This is a genomic window from Streptomyces sp. NPDC048442 (assembly GCF_040651475.1).
Lineage (GTDB): Bacteria > Actinomycetota > Actinomycetes > Streptomycetales > Streptomycetaceae > Streptomyces.
Genome location: NZ_JBEZKB010000012.1, coordinates 150,118 through 163,140 on the forward strand (window position 1 = coordinate 150,118; position 13,023 = coordinate 163,140).

The 13,023-nt window shown below is 71.9% G+C and carries 12 protein-coding genes and 1 pseudogene; 7 read left to right on the forward strand and 6 right to left on the reverse strand.

Features of this window, described 5'->3' with window-relative positions; translation table 11 throughout:
- Nucleotides 1-12: 12 nt before the first annotated feature.
- Nucleotides 13-582 (reverse strand): helix-turn-helix domain-containing protein, encoded by a 570-nt coding sequence (locus AB0D18_RS19975; protein WP_362419896.1) that lies wholly within the window; start codon nt 580-582, stop codon nt 13-15.
- 61 nt (nt 583-643) lie between these two features.
- On the opposite strand from AB0D18_RS19975, the gene AB0D18_RS19980 reads away from it, so the two are divergent.
- The gene (locus AB0D18_RS19980) at nt 644-1,600 is read left to right on the forward strand and encodes a TIGR03620 family F420-dependent LLM class oxidoreductase (protein WP_362419899.1); all 957 of its coding nucleotides are present in this window, start codon (nt 644-646) and stop codon (nt 1,598-1,600) included.
- A gap of 276 nt (nt 1,601-1,876) precedes the next feature.
- On the opposite strand, the gene AB0D18_RS19985 is transcribed toward AB0D18_RS19980, so the two are convergent.
- Nucleotides 1,877-2,860, reverse strand: a complete 984-nt coding sequence (locus tag AB0D18_RS19985; protein ID WP_362419902.1) for a winged helix-turn-helix domain-containing protein — start codon at nt 2,858-2,860, stop codon at nt 1,877-1,879.
- 169 nt (nt 2,861-3,029) lie between these two features.
- On the opposite strand from AB0D18_RS19985, the gene AB0D18_RS19990 reads away from it, so the two are divergent.
- The 4 genes from AB0D18_RS19990 (at nt 3,030) to AB0D18_RS20005 (ending at nt 7,272) form a co-directional block, all read left to right on the forward strand.
- On the forward strand, nt 3,030-4,301 hold the full coding sequence (locus AB0D18_RS19990; RefSeq protein WP_362419905.1) for an alpha/beta hydrolase: 1,272 nt from the start codon (nt 3,030-3,032) through the stop codon (nt 4,299-4,301).
- A 64-nt stretch (nt 4,302-4,365) separates the two neighbouring features.
- Nucleotides 4,366-4,896, forward strand: a complete 531-nt coding sequence (locus AB0D18_RS19995; protein WP_362419908.1) for a BlaI/MecI/CopY family transcriptional regulator — start codon at nt 4,366-4,368, stop codon at nt 4,894-4,896.
- A gap of 3 nt (nt 4,897-4,899) precedes the next feature.
- On the forward strand, nt 4,900-5,901 hold the full coding sequence (locus AB0D18_RS20000) for a M56 family metallopeptidase (RefSeq protein ID WP_362419911.1): 1,002 nt from the start codon (nt 4,900-4,902) through the stop codon (nt 5,899-5,901).
- A gap of 60 nt (nt 5,902-5,961) precedes the next feature.
- On the forward strand, nt 5,962-7,272 hold the full coding sequence (locus AB0D18_RS20005; RefSeq protein ID WP_362419914.1) for a damage-control phosphatase ARMT1 family protein: 1,311 nt from the start codon (nt 5,962-5,964) through the stop codon (nt 7,270-7,272).
- 751 nt (nt 7,273-8,023) lie between these two features.
- Here the strand turns inward: AB0D18_RS20005 and AB0D18_RS20010 are convergent.
- A complete protein-coding gene (locus AB0D18_RS20010; RefSeq protein ID WP_362419917.1) occupies nt 8,024-8,866 on the reverse strand; it encodes a LysR substrate-binding domain-containing protein in 843 nt (280 codons plus the stop codon).
- A 59-nt stretch (nt 8,867-8,925) separates the two neighbouring features.
- On the opposite strand from AB0D18_RS20010, the gene AB0D18_RS20015 reads away from it, so the two are divergent.
- The gene (locus AB0D18_RS20015) at nt 8,926-9,309 is read left to right on the forward strand and encodes a DUF5997 family protein (protein ID WP_362419920.1); all 384 of its coding nucleotides are present in this window, start codon (nt 8,926-8,928) and stop codon (nt 9,307-9,309) included.
- A 100-nt stretch (nt 9,310-9,409) separates the two neighbouring features.
- On the opposite strand, the gene AB0D18_RS20020 is transcribed toward AB0D18_RS20015, so the two are convergent.
- On the reverse strand, nt 9,410-9,985 hold the full coding sequence (locus AB0D18_RS20020; RefSeq protein ID WP_362419923.1) for a TIGR03086 family metal-binding protein: 576 nt from the start codon (nt 9,983-9,985) through the stop codon (nt 9,410-9,412).
- 226 nt (nt 9,986-10,211) lie between these two features.
- Here AB0D18_RS20020 and AB0D18_RS20025 point away from each other — a divergent pair.
- A pseudogene (locus tag AB0D18_RS20025) lies at nt 10,212-10,334 on the forward strand (AraC family transcriptional regulator); the annotation flags it as partial.
- 81 nt (nt 10,335-10,415) lie between these two features.
- Here the strand turns inward: AB0D18_RS20025 and AB0D18_RS20030 are convergent.
- Nucleotides 10,416-11,888, reverse strand: a complete 1,473-nt coding sequence (locus tag AB0D18_RS20030) for a penicillin-binding protein 2 (RefSeq protein ID WP_362419926.1) — start codon at nt 11,886-11,888, stop codon at nt 10,416-10,418.
- Nucleotides 11,885-12,973 carry a PHB depolymerase family esterase gene (locus AB0D18_RS20035; protein WP_362419929.1) on the reverse strand — a complete coding sequence of 363 codons (1,089 nt, stop codon included), beginning with the start codon at nt 12,971-12,973 and terminating at the stop codon, nt 11,885-11,887. Before AB0D18_RS20035 ends, AB0D18_RS20030 begins: the two co-directional genes overlap by 4 nt.
- Between the last annotated feature and the right edge of the window lie 50 nt (nt 12,974-13,023).

The following is a 13,023-nucleotide window of genomic DNA, read 5'->3' on the forward strand; positions in this document are numbered from 1 at the left end:
AGGCGGCAGGTGTCACCCGCGTCGGCTGCTCCCGTGTACGGCGTCCAGGACGAGCCCCAGCAGGCGTCGGGGCTGCTCCTCGTCCTGCCGGACACCGGTGTGGGTCGTGGACAGGGCGATACCGACGACGAGCGGGATCAGGTCGTCGCAAGAGAGGTCCGCGCGCGCCGTGCCCCGCTGCTGGGCGCGCGTGAGGAGTGCGTGGGCCGCGTTCTGGATCATGCGGTGGCAGTCGACGCCTGTTGATTCAGGAGCCCTTCCTTCGGCAGGGACCGACTCTTCGAGGGGTGCCGCGTCCTCCTTGAGGAGAAGAGCGCTGCCCATTCCCTGGTTGAGGCGGGCGTGCTCCATGAAGGCGTACAGCCACTCCTCCAGTGCCTCGTCGGCCGATTCCGCGCCGAGAAGGTCGTCCGCGAGCGTGCAGAGCCTCTCGATCCGCTCCTGCAGGACCGCCGTCAACAGGGCCTGGCGGTGAGGGAAATTGCGGTAGAGGGTCCCGGGGCCGACCCCCGCCCGCCGGGCGATCTCGTTGAGCGATGCCTCGGGTCCCGCCTCGGCGAACACTTCCTGCGCGGCTGTCACCAGTCGCTCCCGGTTGAGGCGTGCGTCCGTGCGTCGCGGGTGGGCTGTCAAGGAGACATGGATGACGCACGCCGGTGCACGCAGCGAGCTGGGCCGGGTCGGGATCTGGACCTTCGCTTTCGACGGCCGGCCCGCCGGACTCGTACGTGAAGCAGCCGCCGAGATCGAGGAGTTGGGGTACGGGGCGATCTGGTACGGGGAGGCGTTCGGCCGCGACACCGTCGGCCAGGCCTGGCTGCTGCTGTCCGCGACCCGGCGCCTCACCGTCGCCTCCGGCATCGCCAGCATCGAACGCCGCGACCCGGTCGCGACGGCGAGCGCGGCCTGTACCCTCGGCGAGGCCTTTCCCGGGCGGTACGTCCTCGGGCTGGGCGGCCACCGGGTCGACACCACCGTGCAGTTGGCGGACGAAGGCCAGGGAAGCGGGAGGGAAGGAAAGGGCCTTCGGCGCGGCGGACCGGCGGCCGCGATGCGCGCCTACCTCGACGCCATGGATGCGGCGCCCGTCGGCAGTCCGGCTGGAGACCCGGCCCCGCGTCGGTTGCTGGCCGCGCTCGGCCCCCGCATGCTGGAGCTCGCCGCGACCCGTGCCGGGGGCGCGCATCCCTACTTCGTACCCGTCGAGCACACCGTGCGGGCCCGCGAGATCACGGGCCCGGACGCCTTCCTCGGCGTCGAACAGGCCGTAGTTCTGGACACCGACCTCGCGCGCGCCCGCGAAGTCGCCGCCGCGCACGTCGGCTTCTACGTCGACGCGGCCCCGCACCAGCAGGCCAGCCTGCGCCGGCTTGGTTTCGGTGACGCGGACCTCACCGGCGGCCCGAACGGTGGGCCGAGCCGCCGTCTGGTGGACGCGATCGTGGCGTACGGCGACGAGGAGACGATCCGCCGCCGGGTGCGGGAACACCTTGACGCGGGCGCCGACCACGTGTGCCTCCAGGTGCTCACGGCGGACCCGGACGCCTTGCCGGACCGCGAATGGCGTGAACTGGCACCGGTCCTGCTGCCACAAGGGTGATCACGCCGCCCTGTGTATCGGCGGCCTGCGTGAGGGGGAAGCGGCTGACCTGTGCATCGGTGGCCTGCGTGAGGGGGAAGCGGCTGAGGAGAGGGGTGAGGCCCGTGGTGGCGGCGGCCGGCGGCCGTCCACTCCGACGACGGTGGCCCCGGCGCGATGTGCACTGCATGTTGAGTACCTCAGTCCGTGAGTCCCTGATGTGCTCCTCACGATGCGCGTGGGCGGTACGTGCCGGCCGTACGAGAGGCGGTGTGAGAGGGGCACACGGGACCACGGCTACCCGGACGCCGCCCGAGTTCCTGTACGGCGCTGAACCAGCAGGCTTCCCAGCGGCGTGCGCCGGTGCAGGACCGCCCGTCCGGCGCGGACCGAGGTGATCAGCCCGGCGCCGCGCAGTGCCGTCGCGTGGGCCGAAGCAGTGGCGTTGCTGACGCCCAGCCGCCGGGCGAGGCCGCTGGTGGTGTGTTCCTCCGCGAGCCGGAACAGGATGTCGAGGCGGGTCCGGCCGAGCACCGCGGCCAACGCGTCGTCCGTACGGCCCGCCCCGTCCGGCGCGAGCGGCAGGCCGGGGCCCGCCGGGTAGGTCACGGCCAGCGGGTGGCCCGGCAGGTCGGCAACGGCGGGGCGGCCGGTCCAGTGGAAGGTGGGCAGGAGCAGCACACCGCGCCCGTGCAGTACGAAGTCCCCCGCCGGTCCTTCGAACTCCCAGACGTCGTCGCACAACCGGGCGCCGGGGACGAGCGAGGCCAGCGCGGCGCCGATGCCGTGTTCGGCGACGGTCACGGCATGGCGGGTGAACTCCGCGTGATGCAGGTCCTGCACCAGACCCCACACGGGGCGTACGACCGTGTCGAAGGCCGCGTGCTGGGCACGGCGCAGGACCTGCCAGGCGTCGGCGTCACCGCGGTGGAGGTTCCGCAGCCACAGCGGTGCCGGGGCCGCGCTCCTCGCGTACACCCGCTCGATCTCGGAGCGGACCAGCTCCGGCCGCGAAGCCCGTACGGTCTCCAGCCCCTTTTCCAGAGTGTCGCTGAAGACGTCGAGGAAGAGGGGAGCCTCGGCGGCGGGGACCAGATCGCCCAGCGGTTCGGCGGTGACCGGCAAGGACCGGAGCACCCGTCGCCGCCAGCGGCCGAAGAGCAGCTCCTGGTCGGGGCGGCACATCGTCATCAGCGCCGCGTTCAGCTCCTGCATCGGGGCCGGGCGGGGTGCGAAACGGACTTGGGTGAAGTCGGCGGCCGTGAAATGGATCCGGGTCACCGGCTCCCCTCCCTGAGATCTCTGAGCGCGCCCCGCCGATTCGCGCCATCGTTTCGGGCAGGGCCTCAACCTTCGTCCGATCCTCCGTCGCGCGCCAGCATTCAGGGGCGGCGTCGAAAGGCGCAAGGAGCGACGTCACAGGACGTTGTGGAGGAAGAGGGAGATGCTCATGTCCCACAAGAAGGCAGGTACCGGCGAGGAGACCGCCGGGTTGAACCGGCGGACCGTCATCACCTCGGCCGTGCTGGCTGCCTCGACACTGCTGGTCGGCGCAGGTGCAGGTGCAGGTGCAGGCATCGGCGCAGGCGCCGCGCACGCACGGGCCGCGGGCGGCATGACCGTACGGCTGCCCGCGCCGACCGGGCCGTACCGGACAGGCGTCGTCGATCTGCACCTGGTCGACCGGCAGCGGCGTGACCCGTGGGACGAGGCCCGATCCGTACGGGAGTTGATGGTCACGGTCTTCTACCCGGCCCGTGCCGTGCACGGATATCCGGTGGCGCCGCAGATGACGCCCGGCACGGCGGCGGCGTTCGAGGCCTTCGACCCCGTGGTGTGGCACAAGGGGCTGCCGGGCAGCGGGGTGGACTGGGCCGCCACCGCGACCCACTCCCGCACGGGTGCGCCCGCGCTGCCGGGGCGGCGTCCGGTGTTGCTGTACACACCGGGCGGTGCGGATCCCCGTACCGTCGGCACCTTACTGGCCGAGGACCTGGCGAGCCACGGGTACGTGGTGGTGACCGTCGACCACCCCGGGGAGCCGGGCGGCGTCGAGTTCCCGGACGGGTCGATACGGGAGTACTCGCTGCCGGGGACCCCCGAACTTCCGCAGGTGTTCCGGGCGATGATTGCTGCCCGGCTTGCCGATCTCCGTTTCGTACTCGACGAGTTGACGGCGCTGGTGGACACCGGGCGGAACTCGGATGCTGGGGGCCGGCGGCTGCCCGCCGGACTGGGGCAGGCCCTCGACCTGCGGCGGGTGGGTGTCTACGGGCACTCGGCGGGCGGAACCGCAGCGTCCGAGGCGCTGTACGAGGACCGGCGGATCGGTGCCGCGGTCAATCTGGAGGGCTGTCTGGACTGGCCTGCGGAGCGGCCCGGCGAGGCGGGGGAGCTGCTTCCGGTCACCCTGCACGGGGTGGACCGTCCCCTGCTGCTGTTCGGGACGGACGGATTCCGCAATGCGCGCTTCGACCGCTCCTGGTCCGCGGTGCACGGCCACCCGCAGGGCCGGACGGCCGTGCACCGGCTCGACGGTGCGAACCACTGGGTGTTCACCGACTACGCCTCCCTCGTACCGCAGCTGCAGTCCGCAGGGCTGATGACGGGGGAGGAACGGCGCGCGATGGTCGGCGCGATCCGGCCGGAGCGGTCGGTTCCGGCAGTGCGGGGCCGGCTGCGGGCGTTCTTCGCCCGGCACATGCCTGTGAGCTGCGAGTAGCTACGATGCCCCGATGCCCGCCGGACAAAAGGTCAGCGGGAGGCGGGAGGGAAGGGAGCCGGACATGACAGACAGTTCGGGCGGAGGCGCTGGTGCTGGTGCTGGTGCTGCTGCTGGTGGTGCTGGTGGTGGTGCGGGTGATGGTGTCGGGGCAGAGGGCGCGCGTTCGCGTGACCGGCGGCGCGGGCAGGGTCAGCTGGAGACGCAGGTGTTGTCCGTGCTCGGGTCCGCGCCGGGCCCGGTGACGGCCGCGTGGGTGCAGGAACGGCTCGGCGGCGGCCTGGCGTACACCACCGTCATCACCATCCTGACCAGGCTGTACGACAAGGGCGCCGTGACGCGCACCCGTTCCGGGCGGTCCTTCGAGTGGACGCCGGTGGCCGACGGAGCCGGGCTGGTCGCGCTGCGGATGCGCAAGCTGCTCGACAAGGAGGACGACCGTGACGCCGTGCTCTCCAGCTTCGTGTCGGCGCTTTCGCCGGACGACGAGCGGCTGTTGCGCAATCTGCTCGGTGAGAGCGGATTCGGTGAGTCCGGTGACAGCGAGCCGGGCGGGTTCGGCGAGTCCGGTGCGTCCGACGGCCCGGAGCGCTGACCGATGGGTGTCTTCGTCTTCCTGCCGCTGATCCTTCCGCTCACCGCTCTCCCCATGGCCCGCCTCGCCGAACAGCACCTCCACCCGCGCACCACCGCCCGACTCCTCACCGCCGTGGCCGCGGTCCTCGCTGTCTGCAACACCGTCTGCCTCGCCCTCCTCGTCGTTGTCGGCACCGCACAGCTCCCCGGCAACCCGCTGCCCGACAGCTGGTCGGACCCCGAGGTGCGCGAGGCGGTTCCGTACGACGAGATCGCCGGGAAGGTGTCCATCGGCGCACTCGCGCTGGTCCTGCTGGCCTGCGCGTTCACCGTCCACCGGCACTACCGCTACCGGGCCGGGGCCCATCGCGTACTGACCGGGCTTCGTACCTCCTCCGAGGTCGCGGTCCTCACCGACGACCAGCCGTACGCGTACGCGCTTCCCGGCAGGCCCGGTGGATCCCGCACGTCCGGTACGTCCGGCAGGCGGCGGGGCCGCATCCTCGTCTCCACCGGCATGATGGCGGCCCTCACCGACACCGAGCGCCACGCCCTTCTCGCCCACGAACGCGCCCACCTCACCGGACGCCACCACCGGCTGCTGCTCGCCGTCCAGTTGGCCGGCTGCGCGAACCCCCTGCTGCGCCCGCTCCGCAAGGCCGTCGGCTACTGCACCGAGCGGTGGGCCGACGAGGAGGCCGCGCAGGCGACCGGGGACCGTCGTACGACGGCCCGCGCGGTGGGCAAGGCCGCGCTCCTCGCCGCACGCCCCGCCTCCAGGAGCCCCGCCTCCAGGAGCACCGCCTTTCCCGGCCTCGCGGCCTTCGCCGAAGCGGGCCCGGTGCCCCGGCGGGTGGCGGCCCTGCTCGGCCCGGTCCCGCCCGCCAACGGCTGGCCGTCCGCGCTCACTTCGGCCGGAATGGCGGCGATCGTCGCGGCGGCGGGGGCGGCGGCGTCCACCCTGTCGGCGCTCAACGCGGCCATCGGGCTGTTCGTGGTGCTGGAGGCTGCGACCTTCGGGTGAGGTGCCGGTGAGGTGCCGGTGAGGACGGGCAGCGGTTCTCGTAGCAGGCAGAATCGAGGCATGGTCGATTCCCCAGGTCTTGCCGGTGCTTCCGGTGCTTCCGGTTCCGGTTCCGATCCTGCCGAGGGTCCTGCCGAGGCACCCGTCATCCGGTGCGACGAGCCCGGATCCTTCGCCAGGAGCGTGCTCGCCGAGCGGCACCCCGCGCTCATCGAGCGGGTGCGCAAGGCGTTTCCGTACGGGCCTGCCCAGCATCGGGCGCTCGACGCGCTCCTTGAGGAGACGGCTCACGGCGTGATCGCGCCGCCCCCGCCCGGGGACGACCGGGACCGGGAGCAGTGGGAGGTGTGGGGGAAGGGGCATCTGGGACGGTTGTGGTTCGATGCGCCGTTCCTGTGGACGGAGAGCTACTTCTACCGGCGGCTGCTGGGGGCTGTCGGATACTTCGGGGCGGGGCCCTGGCAGGGTGTCGACCCGTTCGGCCCTTTCAAGCGCGCGGAACTCGGCACCCCGGAGACGGAAGGGGAGTTGGCCGCAGTGGAGCAGCTTGAGTCGAAGCCGCAGGCGGAACGGGCGAGGGCGCTGCTGCTCGGCTCGCTCTGGGGAAACCGGGCGGACCTGGGCTTCCTGATGGGTGCGGGCGCGGCCGGGCAACGTACCGACGAAGCGCTCGTGGCGGACGACTCCGCAGCACTCTGGGCGCTGCTGCCCGCCCTGCCCGTGGCGCCTGTGCTGCCCGCACTGCCCGCCGGGACCGGGGCGCCGCCCGCCCGTACGGTCTGTCTCGTCGCCGACAACGCAGGCCGCGAACTGCTCCCCGACCTCCTCCTCGTCGACCACTTCCTGCGGTACGGCCACGCCGAACGCATCGTCCTGCACGTCAAGTCGTACCCCTACTTCGTCTCCGACGCGACGACCGCCGACGTCGTGGACTGCCTGCGGCACCTGAAGGGAGCCGGCGGGGCGGCGGGCGAGGCCGGTCGGCGGCTGTGGGACGACATGGCGAGCGGCCGGATCGACGTGCGGGCGCACCCCTTCTCCTGTGCGCCGCTGCCGTACCAGGACATGCCCGACGACCTGCGGCAGGACTTCGCCGAAGCCACCGTGACGCTCATGAAGGGCGACCTGAACTACCGGCGCCTGGTCGGCGACCGGATGTGGCCCGCGACGACCCCGTTCGCGGACCGCACCGCGTACTTCCCCGGCCCGGTGGCCGCGCTGCGCACACTGAAGTCGGACGTACTGGTGGGGCTGGCGGAGGGTGCCGAGGAGCGGTTGGCGGCGAGGGGCGGGGAGGGGTGGCGGACGAGCGGGACCCATGCACTGATTCAGGTGGGGGGCGTGATTCCGGGGCGTGATTGCGGGATGTGAGCCCTCTTGCGATCCCGCGTGCAGTTATGCCCCCGCGTGCAGGTAGGCCGCCCACCACGTCGGGGCTCCGGTCCGGTCGAAGGTGCCGGGCAGGTCGTCGCCGTCGCGCAGGGTGCGTACCGCGTGGTGGAGGGCGTGGGCCGCAAAAGGTCGGTGCTGAGGTCGGTGTCGAGGTCAGCCTGCTGTCCTCGCTCGTCGAACGATTGCACCTCGCCGCCGCGTGGGACGCCTGGCCCGTACCGCTGCGGCAGGCCGCCGCGGGGCTCACCGCGCGCCGTCGACGCCGGTGGACGGTGAGGTCGGACCGCTACCAGGAGATGCGCCACCGCGACGCGGAAACGCTGCGGCTGCGCGGTACGCGCCCCGATCCGGCCCCGCCCGCGCAGGGCGGCCCTGCGCGCGATGCACCGCGTGGCCGTCGCGTACCCGGCCCGCCCCACCTGGAGCGGCGACCGCCTGCACGCGGCGTCCGCACGTCTGGACGCTCGGCGCGTGGGCGCTGCTCTACCTTCCGCTCGCCGTCTGGTGGTGGCCCCCCGCACCGCTCGCCGTGACCCTGGCCGCGATCGGCCGCCGCCGATACGTACGCCACCCTTTTGGAAGCGGCGGTACGGGTCCACATCGGCACGCTCGCCCAGCACGTGGGCCTGGAGCGGACGGGGCCCCTCACCCGGGAAGCAGGCGACGCGCTCGTTCGTCTCCTGGACAGCCCACCGCACCACCGTCGTCTCGCTGAGGCTGACCGCCGTGGCTACCTGCGGCCGCGCTTGGCGGTGCCGCCCTTGCTTCCCTTGCCGCCCTTGGCAGTGGGCTTGCCACCGCCCCGGGCCGGCTTGGGCGCGGGCTTCCGTGCCCCGCCCTTCGCCCCGCCCTTCGCGGAACCCTTGCCTGCGGAACCCTTGCCTGCGGTGCGCTTGTCCTTGACCTGGCCGGTTGGGGGGAGGGCCGGGCCGCGGGTGCTGTTGACCGTCCGGCCTCGTACGATCCCGATGAAGTGCTCGACCAGTTCGGGCGGCTCGCCCGAGTCGGTCTGCGGCCACGACAGTGCGACACGCGACTCGGGGGTGCCCGTGACCGTCCGGTACGTCAGGTCCTTGCGGTGGTGCAGGCGGGCGAGGGACTGCGGCACGACGAGCACGCCGACGCCCGCCGCGACCAGTTCGATCGCGTCCTCGGTGGTCGCGGGACGCTCGTTCGCGGCCCGGCCCGGGAGCTGCTCCCAGTCGAGGGTGTCGTCGAGGGGGTGCAGAACCAGCTCGTCCGCGAGGTCCTCCACTGTGATCTCCTCGACCGCCGCGATCACGTGATCCTTGGGGATCACGACGACCGTGGTCTCGGTGTAGAGGGGGATCGCGCTGAGGTCCGTACGGTCCACGGGCAGCCGTACGAAACCGGCGTCAGCCGTTTTGCCGCGCAGCACGTCGAACACCTCGGCCGGGCCCGCCGCCACCAGCGTCAGCGGAATGTACGGCAGCCGCTCGTGCCAGATCCGCACCCACTTGGTGGGCGTCACGCCCGGGACGTACGCGAGCTTGAACGACGGCGCGGGGGCCGTCGCGGAGGTGGGGGAGGAGGGTGCTTCCGAGCCTGTCACGGGGGCCAGGTTACCGGCCGTGGTCAGCGGTAGCGCACATGCTCGATACCCTTGAGTCCATGACGTCGCACCAGAGCACCCAGACCATGAAGCCCGCCACCGCGGCGAAGAAGCTGGGTGTCTACCTTGAGGCCACCCCCGCCGAGTTCCAGGAGGGTGTCGTCTCGCGCACCGAGCTGAACGTGCTGCAGACCGAGCCGCCCCAGTGGCTCCAGGACCTGCGCGCCAACGGCCCGCACCCCCGCCCGGTCGTCGCGAACAAGCTCGGCATCTCCATCTCCGGCCTCGCCCGCGGCGGAGTCACCGAGGCGCTCACCACCGAGCAGATCGACGCGCTCAAGGACGAGAACCCCGAGTGGCTCCAGAAGGAGCGCGCCACGCAGGCCGAGGTCCGCAAGGAGACGGTGCGGATCAAGGAGATGAAGACCGAGAAGGACAAGTAAGTACATTTCGCTGTACGAAGCCCTCGGCGCGCGGCGCACGAGGGCTTTGGCGTGCATGGGCGCGCGGCACTAACGAGAGCTCCGGCTCACGAGGGCCTGGTCAGAGATGAGCTGGTCCCCAGCTCGGACGCCGACCGGTCGACGCCAGCAGCTCCTCGAACGGCGTCGCCCCCTCCGCCGCCGGGTACGGATCGGCGAACACGTTCATCTGCCTGGCCGTCGGGCCCATCTGCGTCACCAGCTCGCCGAGCGCACGGACGCCCTCCTCGTCCGGCGTGAAGTCCTGGCCGGTCGCGCGGGCGAGGTCCCAGGCGTGCACGGTCAGGTCGAGGAGCGCCATCGAGCCGACCGTACGGGCGGGCAGGTTCATGCTTCCCTTGGTGCCCTCGTCGGCGCCGGGCGCCGCCCATGCCGTGACGAGCAGTGCGGTCTCCGCGGTGAAGCGGTCGCGCCAGTTCCCTTTCAGGTAGTCCGGTGTGGTGGAGAAGTCCGCCTCCTTTCCGGCTGCGAGCGACTGGAAGCCGACCACGACATGGAACAGGTGGTTGAGCAGGTCCCGTACGGCGTAGTCGGCGCACGGTGTGCGCGCGCCGAGCTGTCCGTCGTCCACGCCACGCACCACGGGTTCCGCATGTGCGGCGGCCACTGCGAGCAGATCACTGATTTTGGCGGTCATGCGTCTGACGGTAGAGGCGCCAGGCCCCCGGCGGCTTGAAGAAACGCGGCATAGGACCGGCCCCATGCCAGGGCCAGCCACGCCGCGACACCCGGCCGGGGGGCTTCCGGCCGTTCCTGCCGGGCCGGCCGGTGTCGGAGCTGACCGGCCGGCGGGTGCCTCTCCCCGAGGTGTACCCCGGCTTTTCCGCCACACCTTCGGCGGTTCTCGGGCCGCCGGAGGCCGCGTCGACGAGGTGGGCCTGGCCGCCGAACTCGGCCACAGCGACCAGGCTCACCTCGTCCGCGACTTCACCACCCGGATCGGGGTGCCGCCCACGGCGTACGTACAGGCGCGGCCGTCACCGTAGGCGGTAGGCGGTAGGCGGTAGGCGGTAGGCGGTAGGCGGTAGGCGGTGGGCGGTAGAAGGTGCTGGTACGGGTCTCCCCGTCTACCTCTCCAGCACCGCCTCCATCACCGCCTTCGCGATCGGCGCGCCCAGCCGGCCGCCCGCGATGTCCGCCCGGGAGATGTCCATGTCCTCCGGGTCGACCAGCACCGCGACCGCCACCGGAGATGTGCCGTCCGGCTGCTTCGCGTACGACACGAACCATGCGTACGGGCGCTCGTCGCGCACATTCGCGCCGTGCTGTGCCGTGCCCGGCTTGCCGCCCACCGTGACTCCGTCGACGGCGACCTTGCTGCCGGTGCCGTCGGTGACCGTGTACTCCATCATTTCCTGCACCTTCTTCGCGGTGGCGGCGGAGACCGCCTGGTGGAGGACCTCGGGCTCGTTCTTCTCCAGCGTCGACTGGTCGGCGCCGCGCAACTCGTCGACCAGGTACGGCTTCATCACCTTGCCGTCGTTGGCGAGGCCCGCCGTCACCATCGCCATCTGGAGCGGCGTCGTCGCCACGCTGCCCTGGCCCATGCCGGTCAGTGCGGTCTGCGGCTGGTCCAGTGCGCTCGGGTAGCCGCTCGCGGCGGTGCGTACCGGCGTGAACTGCTCCTTGTTGAAGCCGAATTTCTCCGCCGTCTCCCGCATCCTGTCTTTCCCGGTGCGCAGCGCCGCGTCCAGGAAGACGTTGTTGCAGGACCACTGCATGCCGGTCCGCATCGAGACCTTGTCGCACTGGGAGTCGGGGACGACGTTGCCGATCTCGGTGGTGCTGAGGGGGAGGCGGTAGGGAGCGGGGGCGTGGGAGGTGGCGTCGATGTCCGTCACCGTGCCGTGTTCGATGGCCGCTGCCGCCGTGAGGATCTTGAAGGTGGAGCCGGGCGGATAGGTCTCCCGGATCGCCCTGTTGCTGAGCGGCTTGCGCTTGTCCTCGGCCAGCTTCCGGAACTCCCGGCCCTCCTCGTGGGAGATCCCCGCGAAGAGGGACGGATCGTACGAGGGCGTGCTCGCCATCGCGAGGATCCTGCCGGTGCGGGGGTCGAGCGCGACCACCGCACCTGTGGCCTTCAGATCGGTCAGCCCCTTGTACGCGGCCTTCTGCGCGGCGGGGTTGATGGTCGTGAGCACATCACCGCCGTCCGGGCTCTTGCCGGTCAGCGGGGCGAGCGGGCCGGAAAGGAGGCGGCTGTCCTTGCCGGAGAGCACGTCGTTGTGCACGCCCTCCAGGAAGGTCGACCCCTGGGCCTGGGAGAAGTAGCCGGTGACGGGGGCGTACATCGGACCGTCCTGGAAGACCCGCTTGTACTTGAGGTCCGAGCCGGACGTCGCGACGGAGCCGGTGATCGGCTTGCCGCCGACGATGATGTCGCCGCGCGGCTGCGCGAAGTTCTTGAGGGCCACGCGGCGGTTGTCGGGGTGCTCGGCGAGGCTCTCCCCCTGGTGGAACTGGATCCAGGTCACCCGGGCGAGGAGAGCCGTCACCAGCACTCCGCAGAAGACGGCTATGTGGCGGAGGGGCTTGTTCATGGGGTTCCGGTTTCGGACTCGGGGCTGGTTTTGGCTTTGGTGCCGGCGCCGGCTTTGGTTCCGATTCCGGTGAGGAAGTCGAGGACGGTGTTCGTCGCGTTCAGAGAGGTGCTGGTACGGCCGAAGCGGGGCGGCGGGGGGACGGTCGAGCCGGGCCAGGTGTGGCCGGCGTCGTGCATGACGAGGAGTTCCACGGGGGCCTTGCCCGGTGCTCCGGGAGCCCACCGGATGCGGTCGTAACCCGGCCGCTTCTCCGTGACGGGCGGCTTCGTCCCGGCCGCCCGCGCGAACGCCTCGGCGCCGGCCCGCGTCGACACGGTCGCGGTCATGGGCTCCTGGCCCGCCGCGGGCGGGGGCGGGTTCGGTACGCCCGCCATGGGGCGGACCCGGTCGTCCGCTCCGTAAACGATCATCACGGAGACGGGGCCCGACGGTCCCGTCCTCGCGGGTCCGGCCGCCAGTTGGCCGGAGACGGAGGCCGCCCCGGCGACCGTTCCGGGTCGCTGCGCCGCGAGCCGCAGCGCCATTGAGCCGCCGTTGGAGAAGCCGACCGCGTACACCCGCTTCGGATCGGCCTCGCCGCCTCGTACGAGCGTGGAGATCAGCTTCTCGGCGAAGTGGATGTCCACGTTCGGGTCGGGCCGTTGCGGAGTGGGGGTGGTGTCGGCGCTCCACATCTTGCGTACGGCTTCGAGGTGCGCGACGAGCATTCCGCGCGCGCCCGCCGCCTTGTCGAGGCGGCCCCGCTCCCGCATGTCCTCGGCGGTCTCGCCGCGGCCGTGGAACGCGAGGAGGAGGGGGCGGGGGCGGTCCTGCCTGTCCCCACCGGGGCGGTGCAGGAGGTACGAACGGGTGGCGGCGCCGACGCGGAGGCGCTCGTGGGTGTCGGAGGCGGGAGCGGCGGAGTGGCTCGGGGCGGCGCCGCCGGGGGCGGGCCGCTCCGGTGGCGTACTGCCGCAGCCCGCGAGGGACAGGGCGAGCAGTGCGGTCAGAGTGGCCGACGCCGCGTGCCTGGTTGCCGTGTGCCCGCTTGCCGTGGACCTGCTTGAGGTGTGCCTGCTTCGTGAGCGAGAGAGGGAGGCCATGAGGGGAGGAGACCAGCACCTTGCCCCGCATGTCCAAGATGGATATTGAT